At 53.8% G+C, this 14,800-nt stretch carries 15 protein-coding genes; 4 read left to right on the forward strand and 11 right to left on the reverse strand.

What is annotated here, in order from left to right; translation table 11 throughout:
* The first annotated feature begins 126 nt into the window (after positions 1-126).
* From NQH49_RS09520 to NQH49_RS09530, 3 genes are read left to right on the forward strand one after another with little or no spacing between them, the layout of a single operon-like run.
* Positions 127-1,479: an MFS transporter gene (locus NQH49_RS09520; RefSeq protein ID WP_256696453.1), complete on the forward strand. Its 1,353-nt coding sequence runs from the start codon at positions 127-129 to the stop codon at positions 1,477-1,479.
* Positions 1,457-2,800, forward strand: a complete 1,344-nt coding sequence (locus NQH49_RS09525; RefSeq protein WP_256696454.1) for an enolase C-terminal domain-like protein — start codon at positions 1,457-1,459, stop codon at positions 2,798-2,800. Before NQH49_RS09520 ends, NQH49_RS09525 begins: the two co-directional genes overlap by 23 nt.
* A gap of 9 nt (positions 2,801-2,809) precedes the next feature.
* Positions 2,810-3,928 (forward strand): lactonase family protein, encoded by a 1,119-nt coding sequence (locus NQH49_RS09530; RefSeq protein WP_256696455.1) that lies wholly within the window; start codon positions 2,810-2,812, stop codon positions 3,926-3,928.
* 46 nt (positions 3,929-3,974) lie between these two features.
* Here NQH49_RS09530 and NQH49_RS09535 read toward each other — a convergent pair whose 3' ends face one another.
* From NQH49_RS09535 to NQH49_RS09545, 3 genes are all read right to left on the reverse strand, one after another.
* Positions 3,975-4,379 carry a cupin domain-containing protein gene (locus NQH49_RS09535; RefSeq protein WP_154156110.1) on the reverse strand — a complete coding sequence of 135 codons (405 nt, stop codon included), beginning with the start codon at positions 4,377-4,379 and terminating at the stop codon, positions 3,975-3,977.
* A 120-nt stretch (positions 4,380-4,499) separates the two neighbouring features.
* Positions 4,500-5,930 carry a purine-cytosine permease family protein gene (locus tag NQH49_RS09540; RefSeq protein ID WP_256696456.1) on the reverse strand — a complete coding sequence of 477 codons (1,431 nt, stop codon included), beginning with the start codon at positions 5,928-5,930 and terminating at the stop codon, positions 4,500-4,502.
* Positions 5,931-6,220: 290 nt separating this feature from the next.
* The gene (locus NQH49_RS09545; RefSeq protein ID WP_256696457.1) at positions 6,221-6,502 is read right to left on the reverse strand and encodes a VF530 family protein; all 282 of its coding nucleotides are present in this window, start codon (positions 6,500-6,502) and stop codon (positions 6,221-6,223) included.
* A 125-nt stretch (positions 6,503-6,627) separates the two neighbouring features.
* Here NQH49_RS09545 and NQH49_RS09550 point away from each other — a divergent pair, with 125 nt between their 5' ends.
* Positions 6,628-6,936 carry a hypothetical protein gene (locus NQH49_RS09550; RefSeq protein ID WP_256696458.1) on the forward strand — a complete coding sequence of 103 codons (309 nt, stop codon included), beginning with the start codon at positions 6,628-6,630 and terminating at the stop codon, positions 6,934-6,936.
* Positions 6,937-7,259: 323 nt separating this feature from the next.
* On the opposite strand, the gene NQH49_RS09555 is transcribed toward NQH49_RS09550, so the two are convergent.
* From NQH49_RS09555 to NQH49_RS09590, 8 genes are all read right to left on the reverse strand, one after another.
* Positions 7,260-7,691, reverse strand: coding sequence for a hypothetical protein (locus tag NQH49_RS09555; protein WP_256696459.1), 432 nt, complete (start codon positions 7,689-7,691; stop codon positions 7,260-7,262).
* Between the two features lie 95 nt (positions 7,692-7,786).
* Complete coding sequence (locus tag NQH49_RS09560; protein WP_061718879.1) at positions 7,787-7,996, reverse strand: YMGG-like glycine zipper-containing protein; 210 nt, start codon at positions 7,994-7,996, stop codon at positions 7,787-7,789.
* A 192-nt stretch (positions 7,997-8,188) separates the two neighbouring features.
* Entirely contained in the window at positions 8,189-8,920 is a 732-nt protein-coding gene (locus NQH49_RS09565) for a YoaK family protein (RefSeq protein ID WP_256696460.1), read from the reverse strand.
* A gap of 199 nt (positions 8,921-9,119) precedes the next feature.
* Positions 9,120-9,980 carry a DeoR/GlpR family DNA-binding transcription regulator gene (locus NQH49_RS09570; RefSeq protein ID WP_256696461.1) on the reverse strand — a complete coding sequence of 287 codons (861 nt, stop codon included), beginning with the start codon at positions 9,978-9,980 and terminating at the stop codon, positions 9,120-9,122.
* 144 nt (positions 9,981-10,124) lie between these two features.
* Positions 10,125-11,072 (reverse strand): D-ribose ABC transporter substrate-binding protein, encoded by a 948-nt coding sequence (locus NQH49_RS09575; RefSeq protein WP_007888383.1) that lies wholly within the window; start codon positions 11,070-11,072, stop codon positions 10,125-10,127.
* Between the two features lie 73 nt (positions 11,073-11,145).
* Positions 11,146-12,201, reverse strand: coding sequence for an ABC transporter permease (locus NQH49_RS09580; protein WP_256696462.1), 1,056 nt, complete (start codon positions 12,199-12,201; stop codon positions 11,146-11,148).
* 22 nt (positions 12,202-12,223) lie between these two features.
* On the reverse strand, positions 12,224-13,762 hold the full coding sequence (locus NQH49_RS09585) for a sugar ABC transporter ATP-binding protein (protein WP_256696463.1): 1,539 nt from the start codon (positions 13,760-13,762) through the stop codon (positions 12,224-12,226).
* Positions 13,759-14,412, reverse strand: coding sequence for a DUF2291 domain-containing protein (locus tag NQH49_RS09590; RefSeq protein ID WP_256696464.1), 654 nt, complete (start codon positions 14,410-14,412; stop codon positions 13,759-13,761). The genes NQH49_RS09585 and NQH49_RS09590 overlap by 4 nt, the downstream gene beginning before the upstream one ends.
* Positions 14,413-14,800 lie beyond the last annotated feature (388 nt).

Here is a 14,800-nt window from a genome sequence, read left to right on the forward strand (position 1 = left end):
ATATAACACCATGAATTTTAACAATCATAGGGCATTTGCCTAAGCGGTCTCGGGCAATGCCACATACACCAGAGCCAACTCTGCTGCGTATACCTATAGCGATGCTTTTCTCCCTACAGGTGACGCATGACACAACAACAATACGCACTCTCGCCCGATCATGACGCGCATATCGCCTCGGCCATCGGCAAGTTTTTCCGCCGCATCATTCCGATGCTGGCGCTGATGTTAATTGTGAACCAGATTGACCGGGCAAACATTGGCTTCGTAAAAGCCGAACTGCAAACGGATGCGGGCATCAGCGCCGCCGCCTTCGGCTTAGGCGCGGGACTGTTCTTTATCGGCTATGCGCTATTTGAAGTGCCGAGCAACATGATGCTGAAGAAACTCGGCGCACGCGTGTGGCTGACGCGCATCATGATTACGTGGGGCATGGTGGTGGTACTTACCGGTTTTGTCAGCACGCCGCTGCATTTCTATCTGCTGCGTTTCTTACTTGGCGTGGCGGAAGCCGGCTTTTTTCCTGGCGTGCTGTTCTATTTCCGTCAATGGGTGCCGAATGCCTGGCGAGGACGCGCCACCGCGATGGTGTTGAGCGCCACCGCCAGCGCCTTTCTGTTTTCCGGTCCGCTCACCGGCGCCATTCTGATGATGCACGATGTTGGCGGCATCGCGGGCTGGAAATGGGTGATGTTTATGGAAGGCGGCGGATCGATGGTGATCGGTTTGCTGGCCGCCTTTGTGCTGGTATCCAAACCGGAAGGCGCGAAGTGGCTCAGCGACGCGGAGAAGCAGGCGCTGGCTCAGCAGCTAGCGCTGGAAGATGCTGCGCGTGAAGAGCACGCGGTGACACACGGCCGCTGGGGCCTGATCACCGATCGCAGCCTTTTGTCTTACTGCCTGATCTTCTTCACCATGACCATGACCGGCTACACGTTAGTGTTCTGGCTTCCGCAGATCATTCAGCGTATTCAGGGCTTCAACAGTTTTGAAACCGGATTGCTGACCGCCGTTCCGTGGCTGTTCGCCATTGTCGCGCTGTTTTTACTGGGCAAAGCCACCGACCGCTATCGCGATAAGCTGGATAGAGGGCTCGGCATCGCCATGCTGATCGCCGCGTGCGGCACCTTTATGGCCACGCTGGGCACGCCGTGGTTTGGTTTTGTGGCGATGATTGTGGCCTGTATTGGCTCCAAAGTGAGCGCGGCGTTCTTCTGGCCGATGCCACAAAGTGAATTACCCGCCTCGATTGCCGCACCCGGCATCGCGCTGATCAACTCGATTGGCAACCTGGGCGGCTTCTTCGCGCCCACGGTATTCGGCTACCTCGAAATGCACACCGGCAGCACCACCGGCGGACTTTATGCGCTGACCAGCGTATCCGTGGTTACCGGACTCTATTTGCTGCTGCGTCGCAAACCTGTTCCACCCGCATTCGGTCACACGGAGAGAAACCATGTCAGACAGTCCAGTCATTAAATCGATGCGCATCGTGCCGGTTGCCGGTTACGACAGCATGCTATTAAACATCGGTGGCGCCCATAACTGCTATTTCACGCGCATCATCGTGATATTGACCGATTCCGCCGGGCAAACCGGCGTGGGCGAAACGCCGTGTCATGCATCCACCTTGCAGCTGCTGGAACAGTTTCGTCCGTTGATCGAAGGCAGTTCGCTGCTGCGCCTCAACGCGACGCTGAGCCAGTTATTTCGCAGCGAGGCGCGTCAGCAACAAACCTCGCACACCAATGACATTCATATCCCGCAGATGAATCCGGAGAAGTTCTATAACGCCGCCGCCGCGATTGAAGCGGCGTTGCTGGATTTGCAGGGCAAGCTGTTCAATCTGCCGGTAGCGGATCTACTCGCCAGCGGCAAACAGCGCGACCGCATTCCAGTGCTGGGCTATTTGTTCTACATCGCCGATCGCCAGCGCACCAATATGAACTATCAATCGGGAGAGCATGAGCAAGATGGCTGGTTCCGTCTGCGTCATGAAGCGGCGATGGACAGCGATGCCGTGGTGCGACTCGCCGAAGCGGCGGTTGAGCAATACGGCTTCCGCGATTTTAAGCTGAAAGGTGGCGTGCAGGCAGGCGAAGTGGAAGTGGCAACGGTTGAAGCGCTGCTGGCACGCTTCCCTGACGCGCGCGTCACCGTCGATCCCAACGCCAGCTGGTCGCTGGATGAGGCGATTCGCTTTGGTAAGCAGCTAGCCGGGAAGGTACCGTATCTGGAAGATCCTTGCGGCGCTGAACAGGGCTATTCCGGCCGGGAAACGCTGGCCGAATTTCGCCGCGCCACTGGCGTGCCGGTCGCGACGAACATGATCGCCAACGACTGGCGCCAGCTGCATCATGCGCTGCAGCTAAATGCCATCGATATCCCGCTCGCCGATCCGCACTTCTGGACGATGCGTAACGCCAACGTGGTGGCGCAGTTGTGCAACGAATGGGGGCTGACAACCGGCTGCCACTCCAATAATCATTTTGATATTTCGCTGGCGATGGTCGCGCACCTTGGCGCCGCAGCACCGGGCGATCGTCAAACCGCCTTTGATACGCACTGGATTTGGCAGGATGGCCAGCAGCTTACGCGTCAACCGCCGCAAATTCGCGATGGTTATCTGGAGTTGCCGTCAGGACCGGGATTGGGCATCGAGCTGGATAGGGATCGCGTTGAGCAAGCGCATGCGCTCTACAACGCGCTGCCGGATAAAAATCGCAACGATGCGCTGGGGATGCAGTTTTTGATCGATAACTGGCGCTATGACGCCAAACGTCCGTCATTGGTACGCTAAGGAAGCAGCATGAAGAAGATATTACGCACGGCGACGCTGTTAGCGTCGTTGGCTGCCAGTGCGCCGTTACTGGCGCAAACTTTTGTCTACGTCTCAGAAGCCGATGATGGCACCCTCGCGCGCTACGCGCTGAACGAGCAAACCGGTGCATTACAACTGTTGGGACGCACGCAAGCCGGTGGCAAAGTGATGCCGATGGCGTTGAGCGCCGATCATAAGCATCTGTACGCCGCGATTCGCAGCAAACCGCTGCAACTGGTGAGCTGGAACATCGACAGCAAATCGGGCGATCTCAGCCCATTGAATACCGTCTCCGCTGCGGCCAGTTATCCCTACATCAGCACGGATCCGCAAGGGCGTTTTCTGCTGGGCGCGTCCTACGACGGCGATGTGGTGCACGTTTACCAACTCAATAACGATGGCAAGCTGATGGCACCGCCGGTCGGTAGTTACAAAACCGGACATGCCGCGCACTCGGTGATTGTCGATGCGAGCGGAAAACACGCTTATGTCGGCAATCTCGGTACCGATCGCGTGCTGCAATTGAAGCTAAACGCCGTAGGCGAACTGTCGGGCTTGGGCAACGGTTATGTTAAAACGGCGACAGAGAACGGACCGCGTCATTCGGTGTTGTCGCCAGATAATCGCTATCTCTACAACATCGGTGAAATGGGCGGCATCATTACGCAGTTTCGTCGTGAAGCCAGCGGTGAGCTGGTGAAAGTGGCGGAGACGCCGAATGCCGTCGCTGAGAAATATAAGCTGCAACACGGTAAAGAGCGACCGCCGGGCTACAGCGACACTACGCCGCGCATCTGGGCAGCCGATATTCGTCTGACGCCAGACGGCCGTTTTCTGTATGTCAGCGAACGCACCAGCAGCACCATCAGTGGATACCGGATCAATAAAGATGATGGCAAACTGACGCTGATTGATAGCTGGCAAGTCGAGAAGCAGCCGCGCGGTATCGCGATTACCGCTGACGGACGTTGGCTGATTGCCAGCGGCGAAAAGAGTGCGCTTACCGGCAGCTATGCCATTGATCAGGAAAGCGGGGCGCTGAAACGCGTTGGCGAGGCGCCAGCCGGCGGAGATGCCAATTGGGTGACGGTAGTAAGTTACAAATAATCCCGTAGGGTCGCCATTCATGGCGACCGCTATCAAAAGGCGCACCTTACAGTTGCTGATATTCCTCGTCAGAAACCGGCTCCAGCCACTCGTTAGAAGCGCCTTCAGCCGGTACTGCGATGGCAATATGTGCGAACCAGCTATCCGCCGACGCGCCATGCCAATGCTTCAATCCCGCCGGAATGTTTACCACATCGCCCGCCACTAACTGACGCGCCGGCTGATTCCACTCCTGATACCAGCCGGTTCCGCCAGTCACCAGCAAAATCTGCCCGCCGCCATGATGGATATGCCAGTTATTACGGCAGCCGGGTTCAAACACCACGTTGCCGATGTTGACGCCTTCTGTCGTCAGCATGCTCAGATAGCTGGTACCGGTGAAGTATTGCGCAAACGCGTCGTTTTTAGGCCCTTTCGGGAAGATACCATTGCCGTCAAATTGGTCGTTCATCTTTATCTCCATGTCAGTGCAGCATGGTTAAAGTGTAGCGGCGCGATGGCTGAATGATAATGCGCTCAAAGCTGCAAACACTTGTGAGCGCAATTCATTAATGCAGGGTGCGTGACATTGTCACTGATTGGGGTAAACAGAGTGCGCTAACATTCCGCGACGATCGAACTTTCTGGCGGCTAACCACAGCAGCGCGGTGACAAACCAGCCAATAATCCACGATACATCGTTACCGGCAAAAATCCAGGTTAACGATCCGTGATGCAGTGGATTATCAATGAACGGCAACTGCACCAGCACGCCGCAGAAGTAGACAATTATGCCCGCCCAGTTCCAGCGACCGTAACGTCCGTTGGGCTGGGAAAGCGCCGGTACATCGACTTTACCTTTGGTGATCAGGTAGAAGTCGGTCAGGCTGATTGCGCTCCATGGCACAAAAAAAGCCAGTAAAAACAGCAGGAAATGAGTGAAGGATTTCAGGAAAGCGGGTTCGCTAATCAGCGCAATCACACAAGAAATAGTCACCATTAACACCACAAACAAAATGCGGCCGCCACGACTTAATGCGGTTTTCTGACGGAAGCCAGAGACGATGGTGGTGAGCGACATAAAGCTGCCGTAAGCATTCAGCGTGGTGAAAGTGATTTTGCCAAAGCAGATCGCGAAGTAGATCACCATCGCCATCGTGGCGCTGCTGCCTAAACTGACAATATAGCCAACCTCGTTGCCAGAGAAAGCCTTACCGGCAATCGCCGCGACAATTACACCCAACGTCATCGAAGCCTGCGTTCCTAAAACCGTGCCGAAGAAAACGCAGCTGAAAAGTTTTTTGGCTGAGACGTTGGCCGGTAAATAGCGCGAATAGTCAGAGACATACGGACAAAATGCAATCTGCCATGACGACGACAACGAAACCGCTAGCAGGAAGTTAGCGAGCGTGAAATGCTGATTCTGCCACACCGCGGACAGATCATGGGTTGAGAGCAGCGTGATAAACAGGTAAATAAAGGCAAGCACGCCAATCACGCTGGCCACTTTACCGAGCTTGTGAATCACGCGATATCCCAGCACCGCGATGACGACGATAATCGCACTGAACAGGATCATGCCTGACGCATTGCTGGTATTGATCAATTTGGCGAGCGCCTGTCCAGCTAGCACCGTACCGCTGGCAGAGAATCCGACATACATGATGCACACCAACACTAATGGAATCACCGCACCATAAACGCCAAACTGCATGCGGCTGGTAATCATTTGCGGCAATCCGAGACGCGGTCCCTGAATGGCATGCAGTGACATGATCGCCGCGCCCACAACTTGCCCAACCAGCAAGCCGATGATCGACCACACCACATCGCCGCCCAACACCACCGCCAGCGCACCGGTCACGATGGCGGTAATCTGCAAATTACCGCCAAACCACAAGGTGAACTGACTAAAAGAATGTCCGTGGCGTTCGCTCGGAGGAATGTAATCAATGGATCGCGTTTCTGACAGGCGCTGTTTTTCTGCGCCGGCGTGATCTGCTGTAGGTGATTCGGCTGACATAGTTTCCTCGCTAAAACGGCTAAAGATGGGAAATTATTGTTAGTATGATGTGGCTTCTCTTGGTGGTACATGTATATACATGTAGCGATATTGTCATGCAGCATGAAAACTTACAATACGATCGGTCATTGGAAAATGTGATGACGCGGGCAAGGTTGGGAAGTTATGAAAGTGACCGAGCGGAGGATAAATGGGAGAACTTATATGATGTCGCTACGTGAATTCTGCAAAAAGAGCAGGGTGGAAGTTGCCGAGAATTCACGTAGCGCTGCCGGTTTTGTCGCCTGAAATTACTGATCTTGGCCCATGGTCCAGGGATTTGGCGCGGAATCATCTGCCTTATCCGCAGCAAAATCATCCAGTGAATCCAGATACAGTGCTTCAACCTCAGCGCGTGCCCAAGGTGTGCGGCGTAAAAACTTCAGGCTCGATTTAACGCTCGGATCGCTTTTGAAGCAGTTGATATTGATGAGCTTACCCAGTTCGGCCCAGCCATAATGGGCGACCAGCGCATTAATTTGCATCTCAAGCGTGACGCCGTGCAAGGGATCTTTGGAGCGATGATCGTTCATAGGAAATCCTTAAAATGTTGACGGCAAAGGTTACAAGAAAGCCTCGCCAGCGGCAATGGTGCGATCTTCATTGCCGGTAAATGCGGTACACTTGTTGCCAGAAAATCACTATTGGACGGTACGCTATGAACGACAAGAAAATGATTTCCATCGATCAATTCAATCTCAATGAACGCGTTGCAGTAGAAGAAGCGTTTAAAGGATTGATGGAAAAGTATCGCCAGCGCACCGGCAAAGAGCCGGATGCGAAGAAAGAGAAAGAGTTCACGGCGGAAGCCCGTCAGCAAATCATGACGATGAAACTGGCCAAAGAGAAAGCGCTGGCTGATAAAGCAAAGAAAACACCAACGCGCAGGAAGAAACCGGAATCGCTGAAAGAGAGTGAAGTCAGTGACTTCAACTGGAAGGCATCAGTGATTAAAGGACGCAGATAACGACATCGTTAGTTCAACAGTCCGTTGCCAGAATTATCGCTGGTTACGGATTGTTGGTGAATGAGGTGTTTGAAGGCAGGTGATGGGCTGATGGTGATTTGAATGCGCGCGCAGAGAGTTCATTTAACATAATATACATTATACGCCCTTTAGATGTGGCGGCTAAATTCTGATGTCGTCTCTGAATCAGCTTTAAATCCCCACAAGCTCGGCATCATTCAACCACACTCTGTTAAAGCGTGAAGCAGCTCGTTCTCATGAACGTACCGCTCGTAAGGTGCTGCGGGTTTTCTGGATGATGACCGGAGAGAATCGCCCTACGGTTATTTCCTGATACTGACTAATTCACGAAGTGTTGCTGGCTCGAATTCAGGAAATGCCACAAAGATGTCGTCACCTTTCATGTCATAAATTTGCTGGAAATAAGATTTTGCACCATCTCCCGCACCCAGCGCATAAAGTGCACGCGCGAGCGTCATTCGAGAAAGAATCTGGTTTTGTTGCGCTTCCCATTCAAGGGCTTCTTTTGCTGCCTCAATGGCTTCTAGATAGCGCTGACATTGGATTAATACCGCGCCGTAGCCGCTCATAATCCAATAATAGATATCATTATCTCGCAAATGCGCTTTAGCGACTTCAGCTGCAGCAGCCCATGAACAGGCTGCTGCCTCTTTTTCACCCAGCGTATCCAACGAAATACCCTGATTGGCTAAATCGAAGGCTTTTTCTTGCCAGCTTTTATGGTGGAACTCCATGTCATCGCCTCTTTTATCGTAGGAATAAACAGAATCTCCTATGTAGCATAAATGCGTTATTAATGAAGTTCCTTATTTAGGCGTGGAAGTATTAATTAACGGCTCACTTCATGTCCAATCAAACCACCGATTGCCGCACCGCCCAGCGTACCAAAGGTGCTGCCACCGGTAAGCACCGCCCCACCTACCGCACCAACACCAGCACCAATCGCGGTATTTCTGCCACGATGCGACATGCCACAAGCGGTAACAGAAAACATAACCAGCACCACAATAGCGATATTACAGCTGCGTTTTAAAAGCATACAAAGCCTCACTGCCATGAATAGATGGCATGCAAAAGTTGTTTATTTGATTGTTGTTAAAATACCCAATCTGTTGTGACTGGCACTGCTCGTCGGCGTGAATTTAAGGTGTTTTACGCTGAGGTGGAAGGTAAAAATTCCTATTTGGTGCTGGTACTAGCGAGGCGGCGAGAAAGTCACCGCCTCATCAGATTATGAGGCCGTCCGCTTTACGCGCGCCACCGTTCTCACCATCGCCAACGTGGCAACAATCACTAGTAAGCCACCCACCATCGCCATGGCTTTAAAACCAAGATGTTTAAACATCATTAGGCCGATAATCCCGCCAATCAGGAAAGAGAAAATGGTAGTCAGATGCGTCCACAGCTGACGTTTCTGGCCCGAAAGTTGTTTCGACGGATCGCGGCGGAACAGCGCCGCTAATACTGATGCCAGTGAAATCCCGGCATCGGTTAAGGTGCCGGTAATATGGGTTGAGCGCACGCGGCCATTGGATAACTGCGTTGAGGTTGAATTATGTACGCCCATCAGGAAGCCGAGAATAACAATAACCTCCCGGTTATTGGCCGATGAATAAAAGAACATTTCAAACAGCGATAACGCGATTAAGGCCAGCCCTTCAACCCACAATATTTGGCAGAATATAATACGATTGCCATTGGCTAATCCGCTGATCACCACCATTCTCGCCGTGACTGCACCACAAACAAAGGCAAACAGGATGGTGGCTAAAAAGGTGATATCTCGGAAGTTAACGTTCGACACTTCACTGGATAATTGTGAGGTATTACCTGACATGTGTGAGGGGAAAAAGCCAAACGCCCCCAAAGCGATCGCATTGAGCACGCCGGCTGCGGTGGCGAGCCACATTGCCAGATTCCTGTCCTCATCGTGCGTTCGTGTGCGCTTAAGTTTAATCAGCATCAGATACCTCATCATTCTGAACCAGGGCCGAATATTAAACATAGAGCACTACGGCGCGTTCATGACCAGGAAATTCCCGAATAAGACGCTGAACATATTAAAGAAAGTAAAAAAATCAACGAGGCGGGAATATATTTAAATTAATGTAAAGATTGGCATACCATATATCTCCAGGTCGCCATTTAGAGGGACCCTCTTTTTACGAATCAACCGAATGATTTATTTTCATTGGGGCGACCACCACATTTACACCTAAATCCTGCATACGACGTAAAATAGGTACCGGCGTGCCCTGATTGACAATCACCACATCGAATTCACTGAGATGCGCAAAGCGGTGCAGCGCGCGACGTTCAAACTTGGTGTTATCCATCATCAGAATGCGCTTCTGTGCGGCGTCAAACATCGCGCGTTTGGTTTCCACCGTTTCAGCAGATTGATGGAACACCGCATCGTCGATAATCGCAGACATGCTGACGAAGAACACGTCGGCGCGCAGGCTGGCAATTTCATCCCGCGTCATACGGCCCATAAACGCATTGCACCAGTGATAGAACTGTCCGCCTAAGCCCATCAACGTGATATCGCGGCCGTTGCGTAGCTCGTTCATCAAGGTCAGTGAATTGGTGATTACCGTTAGCGGCGCGCGTGCGGAGAGTAACCGCGCCATCTGTAGCACGGTGGTGGAATCATCGAGGAAAATCGCCTGGCCCGGTTCGAGATAGGTGGCGGCGACATCGGCAATCGCCTGCTTCTCTTCCAGTTGACGCGTGGCGCGGTAGATATCGCTGGATTCAACCAGGCTGGTTGGCGTCGCAGAGACCACGCCGCGCGATTTATGCAGCAGTCCGCGTTCGACCATCTCGTCAATATCACGATGCGCGGTCATCAAACTGATGCCGAAGCGATCGGTGATATCTTCGATGCGAATCGCCCCTTCAGCCATCACCGCTTCGGCGATTAACTGGCGACGGGCGAGCTGGCGCGCCTGACGGCTATCGCTGGGTAGGGTTTCGGCCATAAATACGCCAAGGGAAGAGTCCTGCGGGTTGTGCGCCATATTTCATCCGGGAAAGTGAAGCGGAAAGCGGGTTCGGCACTCATTACAGCGTTTAAAATGGGTTTTGGCAAATTGTCCGGATCGTATATTCATGTCGTTATAATCAGGTCGCCATAAATGGCGACCCTACGTGATTTTGGTTATTTACTGCTTCAACACAAACGGTGAAGCAAAGTTACCGGCGTTCTCCTTGGTGATCAGAATGCAGTCAAACAGCTGCTTCTCCGATGCCGCACCGGTTTTGCCGGTTTTCAGGAAGCTATCCGCCTGCTCTACCGCTTTCTGCGCGAACTGCGCTACCGGCTGCATCACGGTGTAAGCCAGCGTACCGGCTTTCACTGCGTCGACCGCATCTGGTGAACCGTCAAAACCGCCGACTTTGATCTGATTCAGCTTGCCCGCTTCTTTCAACGCAGCGATCGCGCCCAGCGCCATTTCATCATTACCGCTGATCACGCCTTTAATGTTGGGATTGGCCTGCAGCAGCGACTGCATTTTGTTGAACCCCTGGGTGCGGTCCCAGTTAGCCACTTCCTGGCCGACTTTCTTCAGGGTGGGATATTGCGTCAGCACCGTATCAAAACCATTGGCGCGGGTGGCGGCGTTATTATCTGACGGCGGGCCAACCAGCTCGACATAGTTGGCGGTATCGCCCACCTGCTTCACCCACTCCATCGCGCCAACCGCCGCGCCCTGCGCATTGTTGGATACCAGCTGCGCTTTGGCGAGGCCGCTCTGATTCAGTTCGGCGTTGATGATAAACACCGGAATATTGGCGGCGATGGCTTTTTTCACCGAGCCGACCGAGCCATCGGCGTTAGCCGGGTCGAGAATAATCGCTTTCGATTTATTAGTGATCGCCGTATCAATCAGCTGGCTTTCAGTATTGGTATCGCCTTTGTGCGCACTGACTTTGGCGCTGTAGCCCAGCTTTTCAGCGGCTTTCTGCGCCACCTGACCTTCCGTCAGCCAATAAGGGTTGGAAGGATCGTTAACGATGATGGTCATTAACCCGTTATCTGCCCAGGTGGGTGCAGCAAAAGTGGTGATGGCCATAGCCGCGGCCGCGATGAAGAGACGTTTAGTAAACATAGTTGGTGCTCCGTTATTATATGGGGTACAGGTTTTACGGATATCCGCGCGCTGCTGAAACCACGCGCGTGAGTTAGCGAGCGCGCCGTCCGTATTGCAAAGTGTTGAGTAATACCGCCAGCACGATCACGGCACCAGTGAACACCGTCTGCCAGTAAGCAGAGACGCCGATAATCACCAGGCCATCAGAGAGAAAACCAATCACGAACGCGCCAAGCAGCGTACCGCGCACGTTGCCGCGTCCACCGGTCAGCGCCGCGCCACCGATCACCACCGCCGCAATGGCGGTCAGTTCATAGGTGGTACCGGCGGTTGGGCCCGCCGAGGTGAGCTGTGAGGAGAGCACCAGCCCGGCAAGTGCGGCGCAGACGCCAGACAACACATAGACGCTGATTTTGATGCGCTTCACCGGCACGCCCGACAGATCGGCCGCGCGTTCGTTGCCACCCGACGCGTACAGCCAGCGGCCAAACGCCGAGCGGCTGAGCAGGAAACCACACGCCAGCGCCACCACACTCAGCACCAGCACGCCAACCGGGATATTGAAGATGCGATTAAAGCCGAGCCAGTCGAAGCCGGTATTTCCCAGCGCTTCGCTGCCTGAGAGTTTGTTGTAAGTGAGGCCGTTAGTAATCAGCAGCGCAATGCCGCGCGCCACATACATGGTGCCAAGCGTGGCGACGAATGCCGGGACGCGGAACCAGGCGATCAGTACGCCGTTGACTAATCCCACCAGCGCACCGACCACCAGCGTCAAAATCGCCACCGCCCACACCGGCAAATAAAGCACCACGCCGAGCGCTTCGAGGTTGATGCCCTGCATCATAAATCCGGCCATTACCCCGGCGAGACCAAGCGTAGAGCCCACTGATAAATCAATGCCGCCGTTGAGGATCACTAACAGCATGCCGATCGCCGGCAGACCGAAAATCGCCACGTGCGATGCCATGGTGAGGAAGTTGGCGCCGGTAAAGTAGTTAGGCGACAACATGGAGAAGGTGGCGATAATCACCAGCAGCGCTATGAACGCGCGCCCTTCCAGCAGCAGGCGCGCCACATTCAGCTGCTTGTCGCCTTTTTTCTTAGTTATCACCGGCGGCGTGTCCAGCGTTTGTGTTCTGTCAGTCATACCTTTTGCTCCACTTTTCATGTCATGCCACCAGAGACTCGCCTGAAGCGGCCATAATGCGTTCTTTACTGACGCTTGCGTCGAAGATGGCGGAGATGCGCCCTTTGCTCATCACCACAATGCGATGCGCAATACTCAGGCATTCGCCCACTTCCGAGGTGGTATACACCACCGCCAGCCCCTTTTTGGCGTTCTCCGCCAGCAGGCGAAACACTTCCGCTTTGGCACCGATATCGATGCCACGACTCGGCTCATCCAGCAGAATCACTTTGGGACGGGTGGCGAGCATTTTGCCGATCACCACTTTTTGTTGATTGCCGCCGGAGAGCGATCCAATCGCCGCATCGCCACCGGCGGTTTTCACCGTCACGTTACGAATGCTGTCGTTGACCAGCTGTTTTTCCCGGCTTCTGGAGAGCACCAGCCCGCGCACAAAGTCGCCGATGCTGGCCAGCGACAGGTTTTCCCCCACCGACATAGTTTGTACCAGGCCATCGCGCTGCCGATCTTCCGGCACAAGCGCCAGCCCGATTTGAATGCGTTGTGAAATGTTCAGCGCGGAGATATCGGTGTCCTGCAACAGAATATGGCCGCTGCTTTGATGCAGACGTCCGGCGATGCACTCCAGCAACTCGGTGCGCCCCGCGCCCATCAGCCCGTAAATGCAGACGATCTCGCCGGCTTGCACCGCCAGCGATAAGTTGTCCACCAGCCGAATGCCGGTTTTGCTTTTCAGCGTCAGATCTTTCACCGTCAGCGCCGGCAGGCCGAAGTCGTAACCCTGCGGCGGCGATCCCAGATCAAAGTGATCGCCGACCATGTTGCGCACGATCCATTCGAGATCGATCTCTTCGCGTTTGGCATAGGCGGTCATCACGCCATCGCGCAGCACCACCGCACGATCGGTAATCTCCAGCGCCTCTTCGAGATGATGCGAGATATAGACAATCGCGACGCCCTGGCTGGTTAAATCACGGATCACCTGAAACAGCACCGCCACTTCCGCCGCGCTCAGTGCCGAGGTGGGTTCATCCATGATCAGAATCTGCGAATTGACCGACAGCGCGCGCGCAATCTCTACAATCTGCTGTTGGCCCAGACGCAGGTTTTCCACCGGCGTCAGCGGATCGATCTCCTCCTCCAGCGCCGCCATCAGGTGCGCTGTTACGCGCGCCTCTTCGGCATAATCAACGCCGCCCGGCTTCATGATTTCGCGCCCCATAAAGATGTTGTCGCGCACGTTCATATTTGGCGCGAGATTCAACTCCTGATGGATAATCGAGATGCCGCAGTCACGCGCTTCGGTGGCGGATCGAAAGGTCTTCTCCTCGCCGTTTAATAAGATTTCCCCGGTTGTTGGCGTAATCACGCCAGACAAAATTTTCATCAGCGTCGATTTACCCGCGCCGTTTTCACCAAACAGCGTGGTCACTTCGCCACGACGAATTTCGAAATTGACGCCCTTCAGCGCGTGCGTGGAGCCGTACACTTTACTCACGTTGCGCGCTTGCAGGATCACTTCGCCTTTCAGCAAGGCGGGATTGAGGTTGAACGGTTTCATTTCACCTCCATGCTGACCGGCGTCACCATCCAGTTCTTTGCGTTGAGCAAACGGAACACGCCCACCACCTGCACGGTTTTACCCGGCAATGCATCGCGGTCCAGCTTGTCGAGCACCGCGCTTTTCATCGCACGATTGATCGCCGAACCGGCATTTTGATATTCGATTTGGTTCGTGAAATCACCGAACTGGATCTTGCCGTTAGCGTCACGCAGATCGGTGCCGGTAATCGCCGGACCGGTTTGCAACCGCACCTGCATATCTGCCGGTAATCCGTCGATTTTCAGCGGGAAGATGCCCATCTGCCCCGCTTGCACCACGCCGGAGAATTTAACGGCAAAGACCGGCAGCGGTGCGCCAACGCCATATTTCTGCACCGCTTCCTGCTGATTGGTTTGCAGCGCATCGGCTAACGTTTTGGCGTCTACTGCGCGTGATGCCACATCCTGCTGTATGCTCGGGAAGGTTTTCTGGCCGTAACTCTCGGGCGAGAAGCCTTGCTCCTGCGCATCTTCGGCGGAGCCCATTTTTACCACCTTGGTGTCGAGCGCCATCGCCGCGATCAGCGCAATCACCACCACGCCGAGGGTGGCGTAGCGCCGGACGCGTTTGCGGGAAATTTGCTGGGCTTGAATTGAGACATCGGACATAACGTGACCTCTCACTGACATCAGCTGCGATAATCGCGCCGATAATGTTATAAATGTGATAACTTGTGTGATGAGAATTGTGCTGATGTGACTAAATTGTCAACAGGTGGCGCGCAATTTTTTCAGGAGAGCGATCTGGATCGCTTATTTGATGTCGGCCTCGTAACAAAGCGCATTAAACCCCGCCTTATCAGTCTTTTCGCCGTGTTATCTCATTTCTTCTTGTGAGGATTTACCACCTAATCCGTGATCTGCTTCGCTATCCGAAATGAAATATATTGGTTTTATCGAAAAATAATACAGTTGATATGTTATCTCAGTGAGAAGTGGTGTAAGACATTATTTAGCAAATTCATCACAGCCCATTAACACCTTTCCGGTGATCACG

The organism is Pantoea trifolii (assembly GCF_024506435.1).
Classification (GTDB): Bacteria; Pseudomonadota; Gammaproteobacteria; order Enterobacterales; family Enterobacteriaceae; genus Pantoea; species Pantoea trifolii.